Origin of the sequence: Streptomyces sp. NPDC093591 (assembly GCF_044764885.1) — a bacterium.
Classification (GTDB): Bacteria; Actinomycetota; Actinomycetes; order Streptomycetales; family Streptomycetaceae; genus Streptomyces.
On sequence record NZ_JBIWIY010000002.1, the window covers coordinates 737,676 to 755,627 of the forward strand.

Here is a 17,952-nt window from a genome sequence, read left to right on the forward strand (position 1 = left end):
GCGCCCCGGAGTCGATCCGTCCGGTGCGGCATGATGGGGCGCATGGGGACCGAGGGCGCCAACTTCCGTGTGATCGCGGGGCGTTACCGCATCGAGGCGAAGCTCGGTCGCGGCGGCATGGGCGTCGTATGGCGGGCGACCGACCAGCTGCTCGGGCGGCAGGTGGCCGTCAAGGAGCTCCCCCTCGACGAGACGCTCTCCGCGGCCGAGGCCCGGCTGCAGCGCGAGCGCACACTGCGCGAGGCCCAGGCGGTGGCGCAGTTGAGCCACCCGCACGTCATCGTCGTCCACGACATCCTCGAGGACGACGAACGACCGTACATCGTCATGGAGTTGATCGACGGTGACTCCCTCGCCGACCGTATCGCGACACACGGGCCCGTCGACCCGTACGAGGCCGCCCGGATCGGCGTCGACCTGCTGAGTGCGTTGCGCACGGCGCACGCCGCCGGGGTCCTGCATCGCGACATCACGCCGGCCAACGTGCTCATCGAGAACGGCACCGACCGCGTCGTCCTCACCGACTTCGGCATCGCGCAGATGGCCGGCACGTCCACGCTCACCGAGTCCGGGTCCTTCGTCGGCTCGCCGGAGTACACCGCGCCCGAGCGGATGTCCGGGGCCAGGACCGGTCCCGCCGCCGACCTGTGGTCGGTGGGTGCGCTGCTGTGCGCGGCGTTGAGCGGCGAATCACCGTTCCGGCGCGACTCGTTGAGCGGCATCGTGCTCGCCGTGGTGTCCGACGAGATACGCCCTCCCGTGCAGGCGGGGCCGATCCTGCCCGTCGTGCAGGGGCTGCTGGAGCGGGATCCGCGGCTGCGGCTGGATGCGGCGGGGGCGGAACGGATGCTGCGGGAGTTTCTGGAGACGGGGCTCGCGCCTGCGCCGACACGGTTCGGCAGCGCGGAGCGCAGATACTCCACGCGCAGTGTGCTGGCCGCCGCGACGCTGGTCGCCGCGATGGCGGTGGCGGGGGTGTCGGCGGCGGCGCTGCTGGCGAACGGGCGCGGGGACGGGGGTGTGGTGCCGAGCAGTTCGGCGCCCGAGGTTTCGCTCAGGCCGTCCAGTACGTCTGCCTCACCGAGTGCGTCTGCCTCGCTCACCACCTCTCCCTCGCCCAGCACCTCTCCCTCGCCCAGCACTCCGACTCCTTCATCCACCAACTCCGAATAAAGGGGAGATAAGTGGCGACCTGAGTCACGGCTCTGTGACCGGAAAGCGTTCCCGCTGGATGCCGAAGCGCTTGCCGCGATATTGATGGAGCCATGAGCAGCAACGGGGGAGTCCCTTACCGGCCCGACGAGCCGACGAGTTTCGAACTGCAACCGCCGCAGACGAACCCGCCCACGCCTGTGCCGCGCCCGGACAATCCCTACGCGGCACCCACTCGGGCCGTACCGCAGCAGGGCGCCCCCGGACCGCAGCCCGCGGCTCCTGCGCAGCCCGCCCCTGCTCCCGCGTCCGCCCCACCCGCCGAGCCCTCCACCCCCGACCCCGGCACCGGCAGGCTGATCGCCGGCCGCTACCGGCTGCTCGCCAAGCTCGGGCACGGCGGCATGGGCACGGTCTGGCGGGCCAAGGACGAGACGGTGGACCGCGAGGTCGCCGTCAAGGAGCCACGCGTACCTGATCATCTTCCCGAGCGTGAACGTGCGAACGCCTTCGAGCGGATGCGCCGCGAGGCCCGCGCCGCGGCCCGGCTCGATCATCCGGCGGTCGTGAACGTCCACGACGTCGCCGTCGTGGACGGCCGGCCCTGGATCGTGATGGAGCTGGTGCAGGGCCGTTCGCTGGGCGCCGCGTTGCAGGAGGGCACGCTCGGCGCCCGGGACACGGCGAGAATCGGCCTCGAAGTGCTTGGCGCGCTGGAGGCCGCGCACGCGGCGGGCATCCTGCACCGCGATGTGAAGCCGGACAACGTCCTGCTCGGCCGCCATGACCGCGTCGTCCTCACCGACTTCGGCATCGCCCAGATCGAGGGCGAGACCAATCTGACCGACACCGGTGGCTTCGTCGGCTCGCCCGAGTACATCGCCCCGGAACGGGTGCTGGGCCAGCGGCCGGGCCCGGCGAGCGACCTGTGGTCCCTGGGCGTCGTCCTGTACGCGGCGTCGGAGGGCGTCTCGCCGTTCCGCCGCAGCAACACCCCGGCCACCCTCCAGTCGGTCCTCAACGCCACGCCCGCACCGCCCGCTTCGGCCCAGGGCCCGCTCGCCGACGCCATCAACGGCCTGCTCCAGAAGGACCCGGCGCGCCGCCCGAACGCCGCGCAGACGCGGGCGCTGCTGGAACAGGTGGCCAACCCGCCGACACCGCCCGCCGTCACGCAGGTCGTGCGGATACCCGAGGCCGGCAAGGGCGGCGTCCGGCTGGGGCGCAAGGCGCTGCTCGGGCTCGGCGCGGCGGTCGTCGCGGCCGCGGTGGCGGCGTATCTGGTCATCGCCGATCCGTTCGCGGGGCCGTTGCCGGACCACTGGAAGATCCGCGAGGAGGCAGCCCTCGCCGCCTCACTGGCCGTGCCCGAGGGCTACAAGCGGGGCGTGCCCGAGGACACGGACGACGACCACTGGGTGACGTACACCGACGAGAGCGGCGCGATCTGGATCGGCCTGAGGCTGGACAAGAAGGCAGAGGACACCAGCAACACCATCGCCGGTTCCGCGGCCGCCGAGATGTACGAGGACGACGGCGACTACAAGGAGAACGGCTACTACGAGGCGAGCATGCCGGCGAATCCGACGACGGACCCCAAGCAGACCACGTACCAGGGCCACAAGTCCGCCGAGAACACGATCGTCTACACCACCACCGACACCCAGAACCCGCGCCCGCGTGAGATGAGGATCTTCTACTACAAGACGTCGGCCGGGGACATGTACAAACTCACCGTCAGCTACCCCGGCAAGGGCGACTTCACGGACCGGGGACGTGAGGTGGCGCAGACGGCCATCGACAACCTGGAGATCGACAAGCTCTGAACTGGCCAATGGCCGGTCCCGCAAGGTAGGCATGGGGCATGAGCATCGACGGGGGCGGCATCGGCCACAAGGAGCGGGTGATCGGCGGGCGTTACCGGCTGGTCGAGCGCATCGGCTCCGGTGGGATGGGCACCGTCTGGCGGGCGCGCGACGAACTGGTGGAGCGCGAAGTCGCCGTCAAGCAGCCGCGGTTGCCCGGAGACCCCGAGGACGACGCCCATCAGCGCGCCGCCCACCGGCTCTACCGTGAGGCCCGCGCCGCCGCCCGCGTCGACCACCCGGCCGCCGTCGCCATCCATGACGTCGTCGTCGAGGACGGACTGCCCTGGATCGTCATGGAGTTGATCCGCGGCGAGTCCCTGCACGAGGCCCTCCAGCGCGGCCCGGTCGAGGCCGCCGAGGCCGCCCGCATCGGCGTCGCCGTCCTCGGCGCCCTGCGCGCCGCGCACACCGTCGGCATCGTCCACCGGGACGTCAAGCCCGCCAACGTCCTGCTCGGCCCACCCCCACCGGCGACGTCGCTCAAGCGGGGGCACCTCCACCGCCGCGTCGTCCTCACCGACTTCGGCATCGCCCACATCCAGGGCGAGGAATCCCTCACCGTCAGCGGCGAGTTCATCGGCTCCCTGGAGTTCATCGCCCCCGAGCGCATGTCCGGCCGCAGCGCCGGCCCCGCCTCCGACCTGTGGTCGCTGGGGGTGCTCCTGTACGCCACGGTGGAGGGCCGGTCGCCGTTCCGCCGTACGACACCGGAGTCCACGCTCGCCGCGATCCTCGCCGTCGATCCGCCCGAGCCGAAGCGGGCGGGGCCGCTGGGGCCGCTGATCGTACGGCTGCTGGCGAAGGATCCCGAGGCGCGGCCCGGCGCGGAGGCGGCCGGGGCGGTGCTGGAGGCGGTGGCGGAGGGCTGGCCGGTGCCGGATCCCTCCGGAGGTTCGGCGGAGGCCGGACCTCAGGATGCCTCGGGGCTGCGGGAGTTCGCGGAGGATGCGGGGACGGTACGGCTGAAGGGCGGGCCGGCGTCCGAAGAGACGGATGAACCGGTACCCGAGCCGGAATCCGAGTCGGGTTCGCAGACCGCGCGGGAGCTGATATCCGAGCCGGGCTCGCAAGCCGAGCCCGAGCCGATCTCCGAAGCCGCCGAGGGAACCTCTGACGAAGAGGCGACCGCTTCCCCCGCCGCCTCCAAGCCCCGGCACCGCTCCTGGCTGCTGCGCCCTGTCCCGGTCGCCGTCCTCGGCGTCCTCCTGGTCGGCGGCACCTGGTTCACCACCTCCTCCTTCCTCGTCGACCAGGACGACGACGGCATGGCGATGCACCCCGCCTACACCGCTCCCCTCGCCCCGACGGCCACCCCCAGCCCCACCGCCCTCACCTGGTCCGAGCACCGGGAGAAGAAGCTGAGCGCCGTCCTCTCCGTGCCGAGCGGGTACGAGCTGTTCCACCGCCAGGGCAGCGCGACCGACCAGCCCCGGCTCGTGATCTACGAGGGCGACCGCATCAGCGTCCGGCTCACTCGGTGGGACAAGGCCTCCGAGCCCCTCAAGAGCCAGGCGGGCATGCACTCCAGCTACTGGAAACTGACGGACGCCAAGGCGAGCACCCAGTACACCGACACCAGCCTCCAGGGTTACGACGCCGTCCTCGCCGACACCACCTACGAGGACGGCGACGTCCCGACCCGCGTGATGGAGCTGTTCGTCCTGACCGACGACGCGCGCCTGTACGCACTGCGCGTCAAGATGCCCAAGGGAACGGCGCGGGAGAAGGAGGGCACCGAGGTCTTCAAGGGCGCCCGTGACCGACTCGAGATCGAGTGACCCGGCACTGACTCGGCAACGCCCTGATCAGCGCGTTTGTTGCCAGTGGATACTGGCGTCGTGTGAGCACTCGGTGAATCCGCATTACCGACGGGTACACAAAGCCTCCGCTCCGGCATACCCTGCGCCTCATGACGGACGCGCAGGCCCCGGCCAAGACCGGCACCAACCCCCTCGCCCCCGCCCCGGAGGGCGCCCGCACCGCCGCCGACGTGGTCACCCCCGAGCTGGTCGCCCAGCTCACCAAGGGCGTGGTCGGCTCCGGTCGCACCGCCAACCACACGCCGTTCACCGGCGAGAAGCTGGCCGACCTGCCCGAATCCACCCCCGAGGACGTGCAGAAGGCCTTCGAGGCGGCCCGCACGGCCCAGGCCGTCTGGGCTCAGGTCCCCGTACGGCAGCGTGCCGCGGTCCTGCTCCGCTTCCACGACCTGATGCTCGAACGCCAGGCCGAGGTCCTCGACCTCATCCAGCTGGAGACCGGCAAGGCCCGCCTGCACGCCCACGAGGAGGTCCAGGCCGTAGCCGTCGCGGCCCGCCATTACGGCCGTAAGGCACCCTCCTACCTCAAGCCGAAGCGGCACGCGGGCGCCATGCCCACGCTCACCCGCGTCACCGAACTGCGCCACCCGCGCGGCGTCGTCGGCCAGATCGCCCCCTGGAACTACCCCCTGGAGCTGTCCGTCGGCGACGCGCTCCCGGCGTTCGTCGCGGGCAACGCGGTCGTCATGAAGCCCGACACCGAGACCTGCCTCACCGCCCTCTGGGCCCGTGACCTGCTCATAGAGGCCGGTCTGCCCGCCGACGTCTTCCAGGTCGTCCTCGGCGAGGGCCCGGTCGTCGGCCCCGAGGTCGTCAAGCACGCCGACTACGTCTCCTTCACCGGCTCCACCCGCACCGGCCGCCAGGTCGCCCAGGGCGCCGCCGCCCGCCTGGTCGGCGTCTCCCTCGAACTCGGCGGCAAGAACGCGATGCTGGTCCTTCAGGACGCGGACATCGAGAAGGCGGCCGCGGGCGCGGTCCGCGCCTGCTTCTCCTCCGCCGGCCAGCTGTGCATCTCCATCGAGCGGCTGTACGTCCACGAGTCGATCGCGGACGCCTTCGTCGAGCGCTTCGCCGCCCGCACCAAGGCGATGCGGCTGGGCAAGTCCCTTGCCTACGGCGCCGACATGGGCTCCCTGGTCGGCGAGCGCCAGCTGGAGACGGTCACCCGGCACGTCGACGAAGCCGTCGCCAAGGGCGCGAAGCTCGTCGCCGGCGGCACGGCCCGCCCCGACATCGGCCCGTACTTCTTCGAGCCGACCATCCTCGACGGCGTGGAGCCGGAGATGACCGTCTGCACCGAGGAGACCTTCGGCCCGGTCGTGTCGATCTACCGTTTCAAGACGGAGGACGAGGCGATCGAGCACGCCAACTCCACGCCGTACGGCCTCAACTCCTCCGTCTGGACGAAGGACGGCAGCCGCGGCCGCGCGGTCGCCGCCCGCCTGCGCACCGGCACGGTCAACGTCAACGAGGGCTACGCCCCCGCCTACGGCAGCGTCCAGTCGCCCATGGGCGGCATGAAGGACTCCGGCCTCGGCCGCCGCCACGGCTCCGAGGGCATCCTCAAGTACACGGAGGCCCAGACGGTCGCCCAGCAGCGGCTGCTGCCGATGGCGCCCTCGCTGGGGATGGACGACGAGAAGTACGCACAGTTCATGAGCAGGAGCCTGCGGCTGATGAAGGCGTTCCGCTTCCGCTAGGGCCCGGCCTTCCGAGCCCGCCGCACCGCCGCACCACCGCTTTCAACGAGGAGAGCACGTGTCACAGGAGAACTCTGCCCAGAAACAGGCCGACGGCTCCGACTCCGACAAGGAGTACGACTACGACGTCATCGTCGTCGGTTCGGGCTTCGGCGGTTCCGTCACCGCCCTGCGCCTGACCGAGAAGGGCTACCGCGTAGGCGTCCTGGAGGCAGGCCGCCGCTGGACCCGCGAGAGCCTCCCCAAGAACTCCTGGGACCTGAAGAACTACCTCTGGGCCCCCAAGCTCGGCATGTACGGCATCCAGCGCATCCACCTGCTGGGCAACGTCATGGTCCTCGCGGGCGCGGGCGTCGGCGGCGGCTCCCTCAACTACGCCAACACCCTCTACGTACCGCCGAAGGCCTTCTTCGACGACCCCCAGTGGCGTGACATCACCGACTGGCAGGAGGAGCTGAAGCCGTACTACGACCAGGCCCAGCGCATGCTCGGCGTACGGCTCAACCCGACGATGACGCCCTCCGACGTCCACCTGAAGGCGGCCGCCGAGCGGATGGGCGTCGGCGACAGCTTCCACATGGCGCCGGTCGGCGTCTTCTTCGGCGACGGCGAGGACGCCGAGGGGGCGGCACGGGCCAAGCCGGGCCAGGAGGTCTCCGACCCGTACTTCGGCGGGGCCGGCCCGGCGCGCAAGGCGTGCACGGAGTGCGGCGAGTGCATGACCGGCTGCCGTCACGGCGCGAAGAACACCCTCAACGAGAACTACCTCTACCTCGCCGAGAAGGCGGGCGCGGTCATCCACCCCCTGACGACGGTCGTGTCGATCACGGACGACTCGCAGGGCGGCTACGCGGTGGCGACCCTGCCGACCGACCGCGGGAAGAAGGGCGAGGGCCGGCTGTTCAAGGCCCGCCGGGTGGTGATCGCGGCGGGCACGTACGGCACCCAGACCCTGCTGCACCGCATGAAGGCGGGCGGCCAGCTGCCGTACCTCTCGCCCAGGCTCGGCGAGCTGACCCGCACCAACTCCGAGGCCCTGGTCGGCGCACAGACCGACAACCGGCGCTACCGCAAGGTGACGGGCGAGCCGAAGGTCGACTTCACCCGCGGAGTCGCCATCACGTCGTCCATCCACCCGGACGAGAGCACCCACATCGAGCCGGTCCGCTACGGCAAGGGCTCCAACTCGATGGGCGGCCTGTCGATCCTGCAGGTGCCGTACGCGGAGGGCTCGTCGCGTGTCGCCGCCTGGGTCCGCAACGCGGCCCGGCACCCGCTCCTGGTCCTGCGCTCCCTTTCCAACCGCCGCTGGTCGGAGCGGACCATCATCGGCCTGGTGATGCAGTCGCTGGACAACTCGCTGACGACGTATCTGAAGGCGGATGGCGTCGGCAAGGGCCTGCTGACCGCACGCCAGGGTCACGGCGCCCCCAACCCCAAGCAGATCAAGGCCGCTTCGCAGGCCGCGTCGGCCATCGCGGCCGACATCAACGGCTTCGCCGGCTCCAACGTCGGCGAACTGATGGGCACCCCCCTCACCGCCCACTTCCTCGGCGGCTGCCCGATCGGCGACTCACCCGAGACCGGCGTGATCGACCCCTACCACCGCCTCTACGGCCACCCCGGCATCTCGGTCGTCGACGGAGCGGCGGTCTCGGCCAACCTGGGCGTGAACCCCTCCCTGACGATCACCGCCCAGGCCGAGCGGGCCATGTCGTACTGGCCGAACAAGGGCGAGGCCGACCCGCGCCCCGCGCAGGGGGCGGCGTACGAACGCCTGAAGCCGGTCGAGCCGCAGTCACCGGCGGTCCCGGCGGAGGCGTTCGGGGCGTTGCGGTTGCCGTTCCTGGGGATGCCGGCGGTGCCGCCGAAGAAGTAGCAGGCGGCGACGGCCGTAATGCAACAGCCGTAATGCAACAGCCGTAATGCAACAGCCGTAAAGCTGCGGACGAAAACAGAGAAGGACCTGCACCCCCCTCCGAGCGCAGGTCCTTCTCTGTCTTGCGTAGAGCTTCAGGTGGAGCTTGGTGAGACCTACGCCTCGGCACCGACCTTGCGGCGCTTCATCGCGAAGACGACGCCGGCACCGGCGACGATCGCGACGCCACCGATGGTGCCGATGATCGGGAGGTTGGAGCTGGAGCCGGTCTCGGCGAGCGACCCGTCGACGTCGACCTCGTCGACGTCGGAGATCTGGTCCTGGCCACCCGTCTGCGGCTTGGCGTCGCCCGGGTTGCCCGGGTCGGAGCCCGCGGCCAGGATGTCGAAGAAGTAGATCCAGCCGTTCGGGTCGTCGGCGATCCAGCAGCCGTCGGCGTCCGAGTACTGCGCGAAGCCGCCGGTGATGCCGATGGAGTCCGGCACCTTGCCGCTGACGCTAAGCCGCAGCTTGAACGAGGTCGACTGGCCGGCGTCGAGCGCGAACGCGGTGAAGGTCGCGCCCTCACCGGCGGCGTCCGCGAGCGTCTGCCAGCTGCCGGTCTCCTTGTTGAGGACCTGGACCTTGATCTGGCCGGAGTAGTCCACCTCGTCCCAGCCGAGCGCCGCGACGCCGATCAGCGGCTTGATGTTCTTGATGTCCTGGTCCCCGGAGTTGGAGACGTTGAACGAGAAGTTGGTCCAGCCGCTGCCGGCGACGATCGTCTCGGGCAGGCCCGACAGGCCGCTGTGCAGGTCCTCGCTGAGGCCGATCGACTCGTCGTCGGCCTCCTCGCAGTAGTCGACCTCCTCCGGGGTGCTCTCGCTGGGGCTCGGCGACGGCGAGGCGGAGGTGGAGGCGGTGGGCTCGTCGGTGGGCGTCGGCTCTTCGGTGCCCGGCGTGGTCTCTTCGTCGGTCGGCGTCGGCTCTTCGGTGCCCGGCGTGGTCTCTTCGTCGGTCGGCGCCGGGTCCTCGGTGGTCGGCGTGACCTCGTCCTCGGTGGGCGTCGGCTCGGGAGCCGACGTGGTCTCCGACGCAGTCGGCGTCGGGGTCTCGTCCGTGGCGAACGCGGCCGGCGCGGACAGCAGCGCGATCGGCGCGATGACAGCCGTCGTGGCCGCGGCGGCCAGGGCACGGCGAAGCTTCATGAAGACCTCGAAAGTCCGGAGTGCTGCGACCTCGCAACACGCGTATGGCAGGGAGGCCTCCGCGTGTGGGGCGCGGGTGTGGCCCTTGATACGCAGGGTTTGATCGGCGACGGCTGTGAATGGTTGTGGCCTCACTAACAGGTTTCTTATGTGACCTGCATCACATGTGAACAAGCTCTGCTCGGTGGCCCGGAGCTGACGTACGCTCAGCCGGCCGACAGCCCGCTGAGAGGAAGCGCATACCGCCGTGACCGACAAGCCGTCCGAAGGGCCCAGACCGGAATCCGCGTCCGACCGTGACCCCGGTGGCCCCTCGTCCCTGCCCGGGGGCTCGTCCATATCGGACGAGGCATGGGAGAAGTTCGTCCAGGACGCCGAGCGCGATCACACCGCCGCCCCGAAGGAACCCTCCGCGCGGGCGCGGATGGTGACCGAACGGCTGCGCGCGCTGGACGAGGCGGAGGCCCGACAGGCGCGCGCCGGACGCCGCTGGGGAAGGAAGAAGGCGCCCGCCGCGCCCCGGCAGCCCGAAGGATGGCGTACGGGCCCCGCCTGGCAGGAGATGAACGGCCGGAGCTCGCGCCGACGGAAGGTCTGGAGCGCCCTCGGCGTGCTGCTCGCCGTCGCGGTGGCCGTGATCGCCCTCAAGCCCTCGGCCGCGTTGTCCTGGCTGCCCGGCGGTTCCCAGGACGCGGCCGGGGCGCCCGATTCGGCGTCGCCGCTGGCCCCGGAGACGAGCCGGCCGAGCGGAGCGCCCGCCGAGGGCGGCGGTCTGCCGACGCGGAAGCGGCCCTTCATCGGCTCCCCGGCCGAACGCTGGGCCGCGGGTGCGGACGCCATCGAGGTGCCGAAGGCGGCGAAGGCCGTCGGCGGGGTCTCCGCCGCGCGGATCACGACGGGGCTGGGACTGACCAAGGACTTCCTGGTCGCCTCGAACCTCGACCGCGACGTGCTGTACGGCGCCGAACCGAAGACGGCGCTGGCGCTCGTCGACCCGCTGCAGCAGGACTACCTGTCCGGACTGCGGTCCGCCCTGCGTCACCCCACGGTGAAGAACGACCCCACGTGGATCTTCACTCGCTTCGACCCCGACAAGGTCGAACTCGTCGGTACCGAGGTCAGGGTCCGCGGCCGTATGACGGTCGAACCCGGGGACGTCGCCGGCCAGGCGCGGATCCGGGCCGACTACACCTTCGTCTACCCGCTGGCCAGGTCCGGTGGTGGAAAAGAGGTCACCCGTACGATCGTCCGCCGGGTCGTCCAGGTGGACGTCTCGGACCCCGCCAGATTCCAGGGGACCGAGGGGCACATCTGGGTGTACGACCTCGACGGCGAGATCTCCAACGACAACTGCCGGGACGGTGACGGGTTCATCCAGCCGCTGTTCCAGGCCGACCTGTATGCCGGCCCCGGACCCTCCGGCGAGGTCGTCGACCCGTACGACCGCAGCAGGGAGCTGGGCAGGGCGAAGGACGAGTGCGGCACCGTCTCGCGGACCTGAGGACGCCGTAGCCCGACCGGCATGACCCAGACATGACCCAGACATGCCCCCAGGCATGAGAAGGGCCCCGCAGGGCGGAGCCGCGGGGCCCTTCTTTCGTCAGCACCGACGTCAGGGCAGCGTCGGTGCTTGGGGAGCGGCGCCGGGGGGTGCGCCGCTGGTCCTGTGGTCCGGGTCCCCGAGGGGAATCGGAGCTTTCTCGCATCGTGCTGGACGGTTTCGGGCACCGCAACCGCTCGACCCGGTCTTGTACTCCGTTCCGGCACTTCCGCCGGCCGGCCCCGGGCGTCCCCGGAGCCGACCGTTCTCTTGGGTGACCGGGCTGCTGTCCCCTGCCGTCCGGTCACTTACCTGGAGCGAGGTCCCACGGCGCACGGCACGATCCGTACGCCTCATCGCTCCAGCGAGCCACGCGTGGTTCTTTCGGGCCCGCCCCTGGCTGGCACGGACACCGGTACCAACGAAGGCGTCCGGGAGGCGTCACGGGCTGTACGGGTGAGGGGGGACTCGAACTCAGATGCGACCGCGGCACAGTTCGAGGAGCGTCATGGCGAGCGCCGTGCCCGGCTTGCCCAGCGCCTCGCTGTAGTGGTTGAGGACCTCCATCTCGCGGGAGAGGTTCACCCGCCGCCCGCCGGAGGTGATCCGGGCCTCCTGGATGACGGCCGAGACGGCCATGCGTTCCTGGATCAGGCCGATGATCCGGTCGTCGAGCGCGTCGATGCGTTCACGGGCGCCGGTGATCACGTCGGCGGCCTCGGGGGTGTGCGCGCCGCCCGCAGCGTCAGCTGCTGATGTCTGGGTCTCGGCAGAGGTGATGGTCATCTCGGGGGCTCCTCGCTGGATGGGTGGGGCCGCCCCGGAGCGACAGGATCCGGAAACGCCAGGCGCCCCGGACCTTGTCGGCCCGGGGCGCCTGGGAAGTCGCTTGTCAGTTGCTCAAGCAGCACGACCATGGCAGCCGGCGGGCCGGGTGCCATAGGTAAAGAGGAAGGTCGGGTGCGTGAGCATGGAGGCCAGTATGCCTTGCCGCCCGGAGGTGTCCAAGACGGTTCGCATCCTGAGACGGCCTTCGGCCCAGGGGGGCTCCCGCCGAGCCCGGTAGACTCGGCCTCACACACACCTCGCTCACCGCCGGAAGGCAACCCGTGTCATCAGCGAACCCCGCAGCCGCCCCCGACACCGTTCTGGTCGTCGACTTCGGTGCGCAGTACGCCCAGCTCATCGCCCGTCGCGTCCGCGAGGCCCGGGTCTACAGCGAGATCGTGCCGAGCACCATGCCGGTCGCCGAGATGCTCGCCAAGAACCCGGCGGCGATCATCCTCTCCGGCGGCCCCTCGTCCGTGTACGAGGAGGGCGCCCCCCGTATCGACCGCGCGCTCTTCGAGGCCGGCGTCCCCGTCTTCGGCATGTGCTACGGCTTCCAGCTCATGGCACAGAGCCTGGGCGGCACGGTCGACAACACCGGCGCCCGCGAGTACGGCCGTACCGATCTCCACGTGTCGAAGTCGTCCTCCACCCTCTTCGAGGGCACCCCGGCCGAGCAGCACGTGTGGATGTCGCACGGCGACGCCTGCTCCGCCGCCCCCGAGGGCTTCGCCGTGACGGCCTCCACGGACGTCGTCCCGGTCGCCGCCTTCGAGAACGACGAGCAGAAGCTGTACGGCGTCCAGTACCACCCCGAGGTCATGCACTCCACGCACGGCCAGCAGGTGCTGGAGCACTTCCTGTACCGCGGTGCCGGGCTCACGCCCTCCTGGACCACCGGAAACGTCATCGAGGAGCAGGTCGCGGCCATCCGCGAGCAGGTCGGCGACAAGCGCGCCATCTGCGGCCTGTCCGGCGGTGTGGACTCAGCCGTGGCGGCGGCGCTGGTCCAGAAGGCCATCGGCTCCCAGCTGACCTGCGTCTACGTCGACCACGGCCTGATGCGCAAGGGCGAGACCGAGCAGGTCGAGAAGGACTTCGTGGCCGCGACCGGCGTACAGCTGAAGGTCGTGGACGCGGAGGAGCGGTTCCTCAAGGCGCTCGCCGGGGTCAGCGACCCCGAGGAGAAGCGGAAGATCATCGGACGCGAGTTCATCCGGGTCTTCGAGCAGGCGCAGGCGGAGATCATCGCGGACGAGGGCCCGGCGGTGGAGTTCCTCGTCCAGGGCACGCTGTACCCCGACGTGGTCGAGTCCGGTGGCGGCACCGGCACCGCCAACATCAAGTCGCACCACAACGTCGGCGGCCTGCCGGAGGACCTCGAGTTCAAGCTCATCGAGCCGCTGCGCAAGCTGTTCAAGGACGAGGTCCGCATGGTCGGCCAGGAGCTCGGCCTGCCGGAGGAGATCGTCCAGCGCCAGCCGTTCCCGGGTCCGGGCCTCGGCATCCGCATCGTCGGTGAGGTGACGAAGGAGCGTCTCGACCTCCTCCGCGAGGCCGACGCCATCGCCCGCGAGGAGCTCACGGCGGCCGGCCTCGACCGGGACATCTGGCAGTGCCCGGTGGTCCTGCTCGCGGACGTGCGCAGCGTCGGTGTGCAGGGCGACGGGCGGACGTACGGCCACCCGATCGTGCTGCGGCCCGTCTCGTCCGAGGACGCGATGACCGCCGACTGGTCGCGACTGCCGTACGAGGTCCTGGCGCGGATCTCGACCCGGATCACCAACGAGGTGCGGGACGTCAACCGTGTCGTCCTCGACGTGACCAGCAAGCCCCCGGGCACCATCGAGTGGGAGTAGTCCCTCCCACCAGACCTGTCAGGTCCGCTTGAGAGTGCGCACCGGCTCTCCGGGCTTCCAGATCTGGACGACGAGGTACTTGTCGTCCTCGACGTAGGTCCTGACGACCTCCGTGAGCTCGGTGCGGAAGAGGTGGAACGGCTCCGGCGGTTCCACCTCTTCGCCGTATGCGGCCTTCAGCTCCGGATCCTCGACCTCGATCGCCCGCCCGGCGATCCGTACGTCGCCGCCGCCCATCGACTGCCCCTCCCCGGGGTTCGCCTGGAGCGCGAAGCGCGGGTCGCGGCGCAGGTCGAGGGCCTTGAGCGAGTTCGGCATCATGCCGAGCCACAGCTCGCCGTCGAGGAAGCGGACCTCCAGGCCGGTGGTGCGCGGGGAGCCGTCCTTGCGGAGGGTGGCGAGGACGTGATGGGTGAAGGCGCCGAAGCGCTCCTCGGCGGTGCGGGCGAGCTCCGGTTCCGCCGCGGTGAAGGTTGCCCAGTTCGCTGTCATACGGCGAGTGTGGCGCCGATATCCGACATCTGCTGTCTGGTTTCCGCGGCCCGGGGGACGTGAGGAGGCCGTGACGAGGGCGGGATCTTTACGGAACATCTCTGTTCTCCTGCGCTGACCGGCGGTAACTTCCGCCCCGTAAGCAACCCAGTGCTGGAGGCCACATGCACGGGACGCCCCTCGGGCCGATTCCGCCCTCGCCGCTGCCCACCGACCAGTTGCGGTTCGCGATGCCGCCGATGCACGAGTCGGTCGAGGACGAGCGCCGGCACCGCAAGGAACGGCTCGCGGGCGCGCTGCGGATCTTCGGGCGGCTCGGGTTCGAGGACGGGGTCTCGGGGCACATCACCGCGCGCGATCCCGAGTTCAGCGACTGCTTCTGGGTCAACCCGTTCGGAATGCCGTTCAAGCACGTCACCGTCAGCGACCTGGTGCTCGCCAACTCCGAGGGACAGGTGATCGAGGGCCGCTACCACGTCAACCAGGCGGCCTTCACCGTGCACTCCCAGGTCCACGCCGCCCGCCCGGACGTCGTCGCCGTCGCCCACTGCCACTCCGTGCACGGACGGGCGCTCGCGGCGCTCGGGGAACTGCTGGACCCGATCACCCAGGAGAGCTGCGCCTTCTACGAGGACCACGCGCTCTACGACGCCTACTCGGGGGTCGCCGTCGACGCCCTGGAGGGCCGGCGGATCGCGGCCGCGCTCGGATCGCACAAGGCGCTCGTCCTGCGCAACCACGGCTTGCTGACCGTCGGTGACTCGGTCGACGCGGCGGCCTGGTGGTTCCTGTCGATGGAACGGTCCTGCCAGGTACAGCTGACCGCGAAGGCCGCGGGGCGCCCGGTACTCATCGAGCATCGGCAGGCCATGGCCACGCGGGAGCAGTTGGGCGGGGATCTGGTGGCGTGGATCAACTACCAGCCGCTCTGGCAGGAGGTCAGCCGGAGCGAGCCGGATCTGCTGAGCTGAGGCTCCGGAAGCGTCCTGATCAGAAACCGCGGAGTACGACCGCTTTCGTCATCGCGAACTCCTCGTCCGTGAGCACGCCGTCCCGGTGCAGCTCGCCCAACTCCCGCAGGCGGCGCAGCAGCACGTCGTGGTGGTCGGCCGGGGGCGGAATCGGCGCCGTCACCTGGGCGCGGTCGGTGGAGTCGAGGGCGGGCCGGGTGGACGGGTGCGGCAGGCGGGCGGTGACGGCGGTGGCGACCAGGGCCGTGAGCAGGTCGCGGCGGGTGCTGCCCCACAGGTCCAGGGCGTACGGGTCCTTCTCCGGCGGGAGTTTGGACAACACCGTCTCTCCGGTCACGAAGCGCAGGAAGCCGTCCTCGTGGCCGGAGTTGGGCAGCCACTCGACCTGGACGAGGTCGCCGACGTCGATGATGCGCGGGCCGGTGGCCCGTTTGACCCGGTCGGAGGTGTCGGACCAGTCGATGCGCACCTGGGTGCCGTCGAAGGAGACCGTGCCGTCGGAGGAGCGGACGGAGACGGGTACGGGCGGGCCGGGGAGGAGGTAAGTCGTGGTCGGTTCCTTGGGGACCTGGTCCAGGAGCAGTGCGTGCCGGATCTCCTCGGCGACGTACTCGGCGACCCCGGCACGGTCCACCTCCACCGTCAGCCGGTACGGATCCGCCGGGTCCGGGAGCCGGCCGCCGGTCGCCTGGAGCAGCGGGTCGGCGCCCTCACGCAGCCGCATGCGCAGCCGTCCGCGTTTGCGTTCGGGCTCGAAGACGATGCTCGCGACGGCCTCCAGGGGTACGGCGATCTCCCCGTACGTCTGCCGGAACAGCGGCACGGAGCGGTGGAGTCCCGGCGTGATCCGGACCGTTGTGCCGTCGAAGGCCCAGGTCCCGTCGCGCTCGATGATCTCGGCCATAGGGGAATTCTCGCAGTCGGGTCAACACGATGGCCCTCTCATCACCCGCGCCTACCGGGCCTGCGGGAGGGGAGCCGGGGGTGTGCGGCACAATTCGCTTTCGTTGTAGGGGAGTTGTCGGTGGTGCGGACGGTGGTCGCCGTCTGTGATGGCCGGTATGTGAGATCCGGCTGCCGGTCGTGGGGCCGTGAGGCTATAAGGCCATGTGGTCATCTGGTCATCGGGTGCGACCTGGGGCACCAGGTCGCACCAGGTCGTGAGCGTTGTACGGAAGGCGGGCATCGGGCGTGGCGGTGCAGGAGGCTGGGCAGGGCGGCGCGGCTGCGGGCGCGCATGGGGGCGGCTGCACCTGTGGGGGCTGTCCGCACGGGGCGCGTGCGGGGCATCGGCGGGCGGTCGCCGAGTTCCTGCTGAAACGGGACGAGTTCGCGGCCGGGCGGGGGCTGCCGGCCGCGGTGGCCCACTCGGCCTCGGCCTCCCGGCAGTGGGTCTCCGAGGAACTGACGCAGTCGGCGGAACAGGTCGCCGAGCGAGGGCGGGCCGAGGGCGAGGCGTGGCTGGCGCGACTGTGGTGGCGTACGGCGTCGGTGGTCTGGGTCCTGGTCGTGGTGCTGATGCTGGTGCAGGCGTTCACGGCGATCGGGGCGGGGTGGACTTCGGCGCGCACGGCCGGGTTGCTGGCTGCGCTGGTGACGGCCGGGGCGCTGACCGCGGCGTCCTGGTTCCACCGGGCGCGGGGCGGGGCGCTGGCGCCGGTCATCGGTGAGGACAACCGGCTGTCCACTTCGCGGGCGGTGGCCGGGGCGTGGGTGCTGTTCGTGATCTACGCCGTGCTGGTGCTCGTGGGGCGGTTGGCGGGGGCCTCCGGACACGCGGAGCGCGATGCGCTGATCGCCGGTCTCGAACTCGGGCGGGGGGCCGGTGTGGTGACCGTGCTCGCCGTGGTGTGTGCGATCGCGGTGCTGGTACGGGGGGTGGTCGGGGTGCGGGTGCTCGGGCAGCGGCTGCAGAAGGTGCGGGCGGATCGGCCTCGGGCGGCGGATCTGCTGACGGATGATGCGGGGCGGGGGACGTTCGCGGACATCCAGTACGTCGTGATCTGCGGGGTTGCGTTGCTGTTCGCGGCCGTGCGGTTGGGGCGGCGGCCGGACCAGTTGCCCGATCTGCCGTGGGGGCTTGCGGTGGTGGTGCTGATCTCGGCGGCGACGTATCTGGCCGGGAAGTGTGCGGAGGGGGGTCGGCCGGTGATTCTCTCGGTGGTGCGGGCGCGGGAGGCGGGTGACTTGGACGCGCCGATCCGTACCGGGGACGACATCGAGATCCGGGGGGCCGGGTTCGTGCCGCCCGGGGCGCAGGGGGCGGATCGGTTGTCGCGGATGGTGGTGCGGATCGGGGCGGTGCATGTGCATGTGCCGTTGGTGCCGGTGAGTGGGGGGTTCAGCAATCCGGCGGATGCGGTGCTGAGGGTGCCTGTGCCGGCGGATGTGGAGCCGGGGCGGGTGGAGGTGCAGGTGGTTACTGCGGCGGGGGTGGAGACTAATCGGTATGGGATTGATGTGACTGACTGACGGGTGCCTCCGGCGGTTGGGCCGGGGGTGCCTGCGGCGGCCTGTGCCGGTTCGGTGGGGGCGCGTGTAGCGCCTTGGGTTGTGGGGTGGGTCGGGGCCGTGCCGGGGGGTGTCCGTCCTCGGTCCGGTGGTGGGCCTTGGGCTGGAGGTGCCGTTTGTTGACACCGGACTCTGCGGGCGG

Annotated in this window: 13 protein-coding genes; 9 read left to right on the plus strand and 4 right to left on the minus strand. The window is 70.9% G+C overall.

Annotation, left to right across the window (positions count from 1 at the left end; all coding sequences use genetic code 11):
- Positions 1 to 42: 42 nt before the first annotated feature.
- The 5 genes from ACIREI_RS06610 (at position 43) to ACIREI_RS06630 (ending at position 8,422) form a co-directional block, all read left to right on the plus strand.
- A complete protein-coding gene (locus ACIREI_RS06610; protein ID WP_403327990.1) occupies positions 43 to 1,173 on the plus strand; it encodes a serine/threonine-protein kinase in 1,131 nt (376 codons plus the stop codon).
- A gap of 92 nt (positions 1,174 to 1,265) precedes the next feature.
- Entirely contained in the window at positions 1,266 to 2,978 is a 1,713-nt protein-coding gene (locus ACIREI_RS06615) for a serine/threonine-protein kinase (protein WP_403327992.1), read from the plus strand.
- A 38-nt stretch (positions 2,979 to 3,016) separates the two neighbouring features.
- Complete coding sequence (locus ACIREI_RS06620) at positions 3,017 to 4,798, plus strand: protein kinase (RefSeq protein WP_403327993.1); 1,782 nt, start codon at positions 3,017 to 3,019, stop codon at positions 4,796 to 4,798.
- 131 nt (positions 4,799 to 4,929) lie between these two features.
- Positions 4,930 to 6,543 (plus strand): succinic semialdehyde dehydrogenase, encoded by a 1,614-nt coding sequence (locus ACIREI_RS06625; RefSeq protein WP_403327995.1) that lies wholly within the window; start codon positions 4,930 to 4,932, stop codon positions 6,541 to 6,543.
- A gap of 58 nt (positions 6,544 to 6,601) precedes the next feature.
- Positions 6,602 to 8,422: a GMC family oxidoreductase N-terminal domain-containing protein gene (locus ACIREI_RS06630; RefSeq protein WP_403327997.1), complete on the plus strand. Its 1,821-nt coding sequence runs from the start codon at positions 6,602 to 6,604 to the stop codon at positions 8,420 to 8,422.
- A gap of 155 nt (positions 8,423 to 8,577) precedes the next feature.
- Here ACIREI_RS06630 and ACIREI_RS06635 read toward each other — a convergent pair whose 3' ends face one another.
- The gene (locus tag ACIREI_RS06635; RefSeq protein ID WP_403327999.1) at positions 8,578 to 9,609 is read right to left on the minus strand and encodes an LAETG motif-containing sortase-dependent surface protein; all 1,032 of its coding nucleotides are present in this window, start codon (positions 9,607 to 9,609) and stop codon (positions 8,578 to 8,580) included.
- Positions 9,610 to 9,856: 247 nt separating this feature from the next.
- Here ACIREI_RS06635 and ACIREI_RS06640 point away from each other — a divergent pair, with 247 nt between their 5' ends.
- On the plus strand, positions 9,857 to 11,110 hold the full coding sequence (locus ACIREI_RS06640; protein WP_403328001.1) for a hypothetical protein: 1,254 nt from the start codon (positions 9,857 to 9,859) through the stop codon (positions 11,108 to 11,110).
- A gap of 513 nt (positions 11,111 to 11,623) precedes the next feature.
- Here the strand turns inward: ACIREI_RS06640 and ACIREI_RS06645 are convergent.
- Entirely contained in the window at positions 11,624 to 11,935 is a 312-nt protein-coding gene (locus ACIREI_RS06645; RefSeq protein WP_403328005.1) for a chorismate mutase, read from the minus strand.
- Positions 11,936 to 12,258: 323 nt separating this feature from the next.
- On the opposite strand from ACIREI_RS06645, the gene guaA reads away from it, so the two are divergent.
- Positions 12,259 to 13,836, plus strand: a complete 1,578-nt coding sequence (guaA, locus tag ACIREI_RS06650) for a glutamine-hydrolyzing GMP synthase (protein WP_403328007.1) — start codon at positions 12,259 to 12,261, stop codon at positions 13,834 to 13,836.
- Positions 13,837 to 13,854: 18 nt separating this feature from the next.
- Here the strand turns inward: guaA and ACIREI_RS06655 are convergent, their stop codons facing one another.
- Entirely contained in the window at positions 13,855 to 14,328 is a 474-nt protein-coding gene (locus tag ACIREI_RS06655) for a pyridoxamine 5'-phosphate oxidase family protein (protein ID WP_403328009.1), read from the minus strand.
- A 164-nt stretch (positions 14,329 to 14,492) separates the two neighbouring features.
- Here ACIREI_RS06655 and ACIREI_RS06660 point away from each other — a divergent pair, with 164 nt between their 5' ends.
- Positions 14,493 to 15,299, plus strand: coding sequence for a class II aldolase/adducin family protein (locus ACIREI_RS06660; protein ID WP_403328011.1), 807 nt, complete (start codon positions 14,493 to 14,495; stop codon positions 15,297 to 15,299).
- A 19-nt stretch (positions 15,300 to 15,318) separates the two neighbouring features.
- Here ACIREI_RS06660 and ACIREI_RS06665 read toward each other — a convergent pair whose 3' ends face one another.
- Positions 15,319 to 16,203 (minus strand): DUF4429 domain-containing protein, encoded by an 885-nt coding sequence (locus ACIREI_RS06665; RefSeq protein ID WP_403328012.1) that lies wholly within the window; start codon positions 16,201 to 16,203, stop codon positions 15,319 to 15,321.
- Positions 16,204 to 16,490: 287 nt separating this feature from the next.
- Between ACIREI_RS06665 and ACIREI_RS06670 the strand changes: the two genes are divergently transcribed.
- Entirely contained in the window at positions 16,491 to 17,771 is a 1,281-nt protein-coding gene (locus tag ACIREI_RS06670; protein ID WP_403328014.1) for a hypothetical protein, read from the plus strand.
- The last annotated feature ends 181 nt before the right edge of the window (positions 17,772 to 17,952 follow it).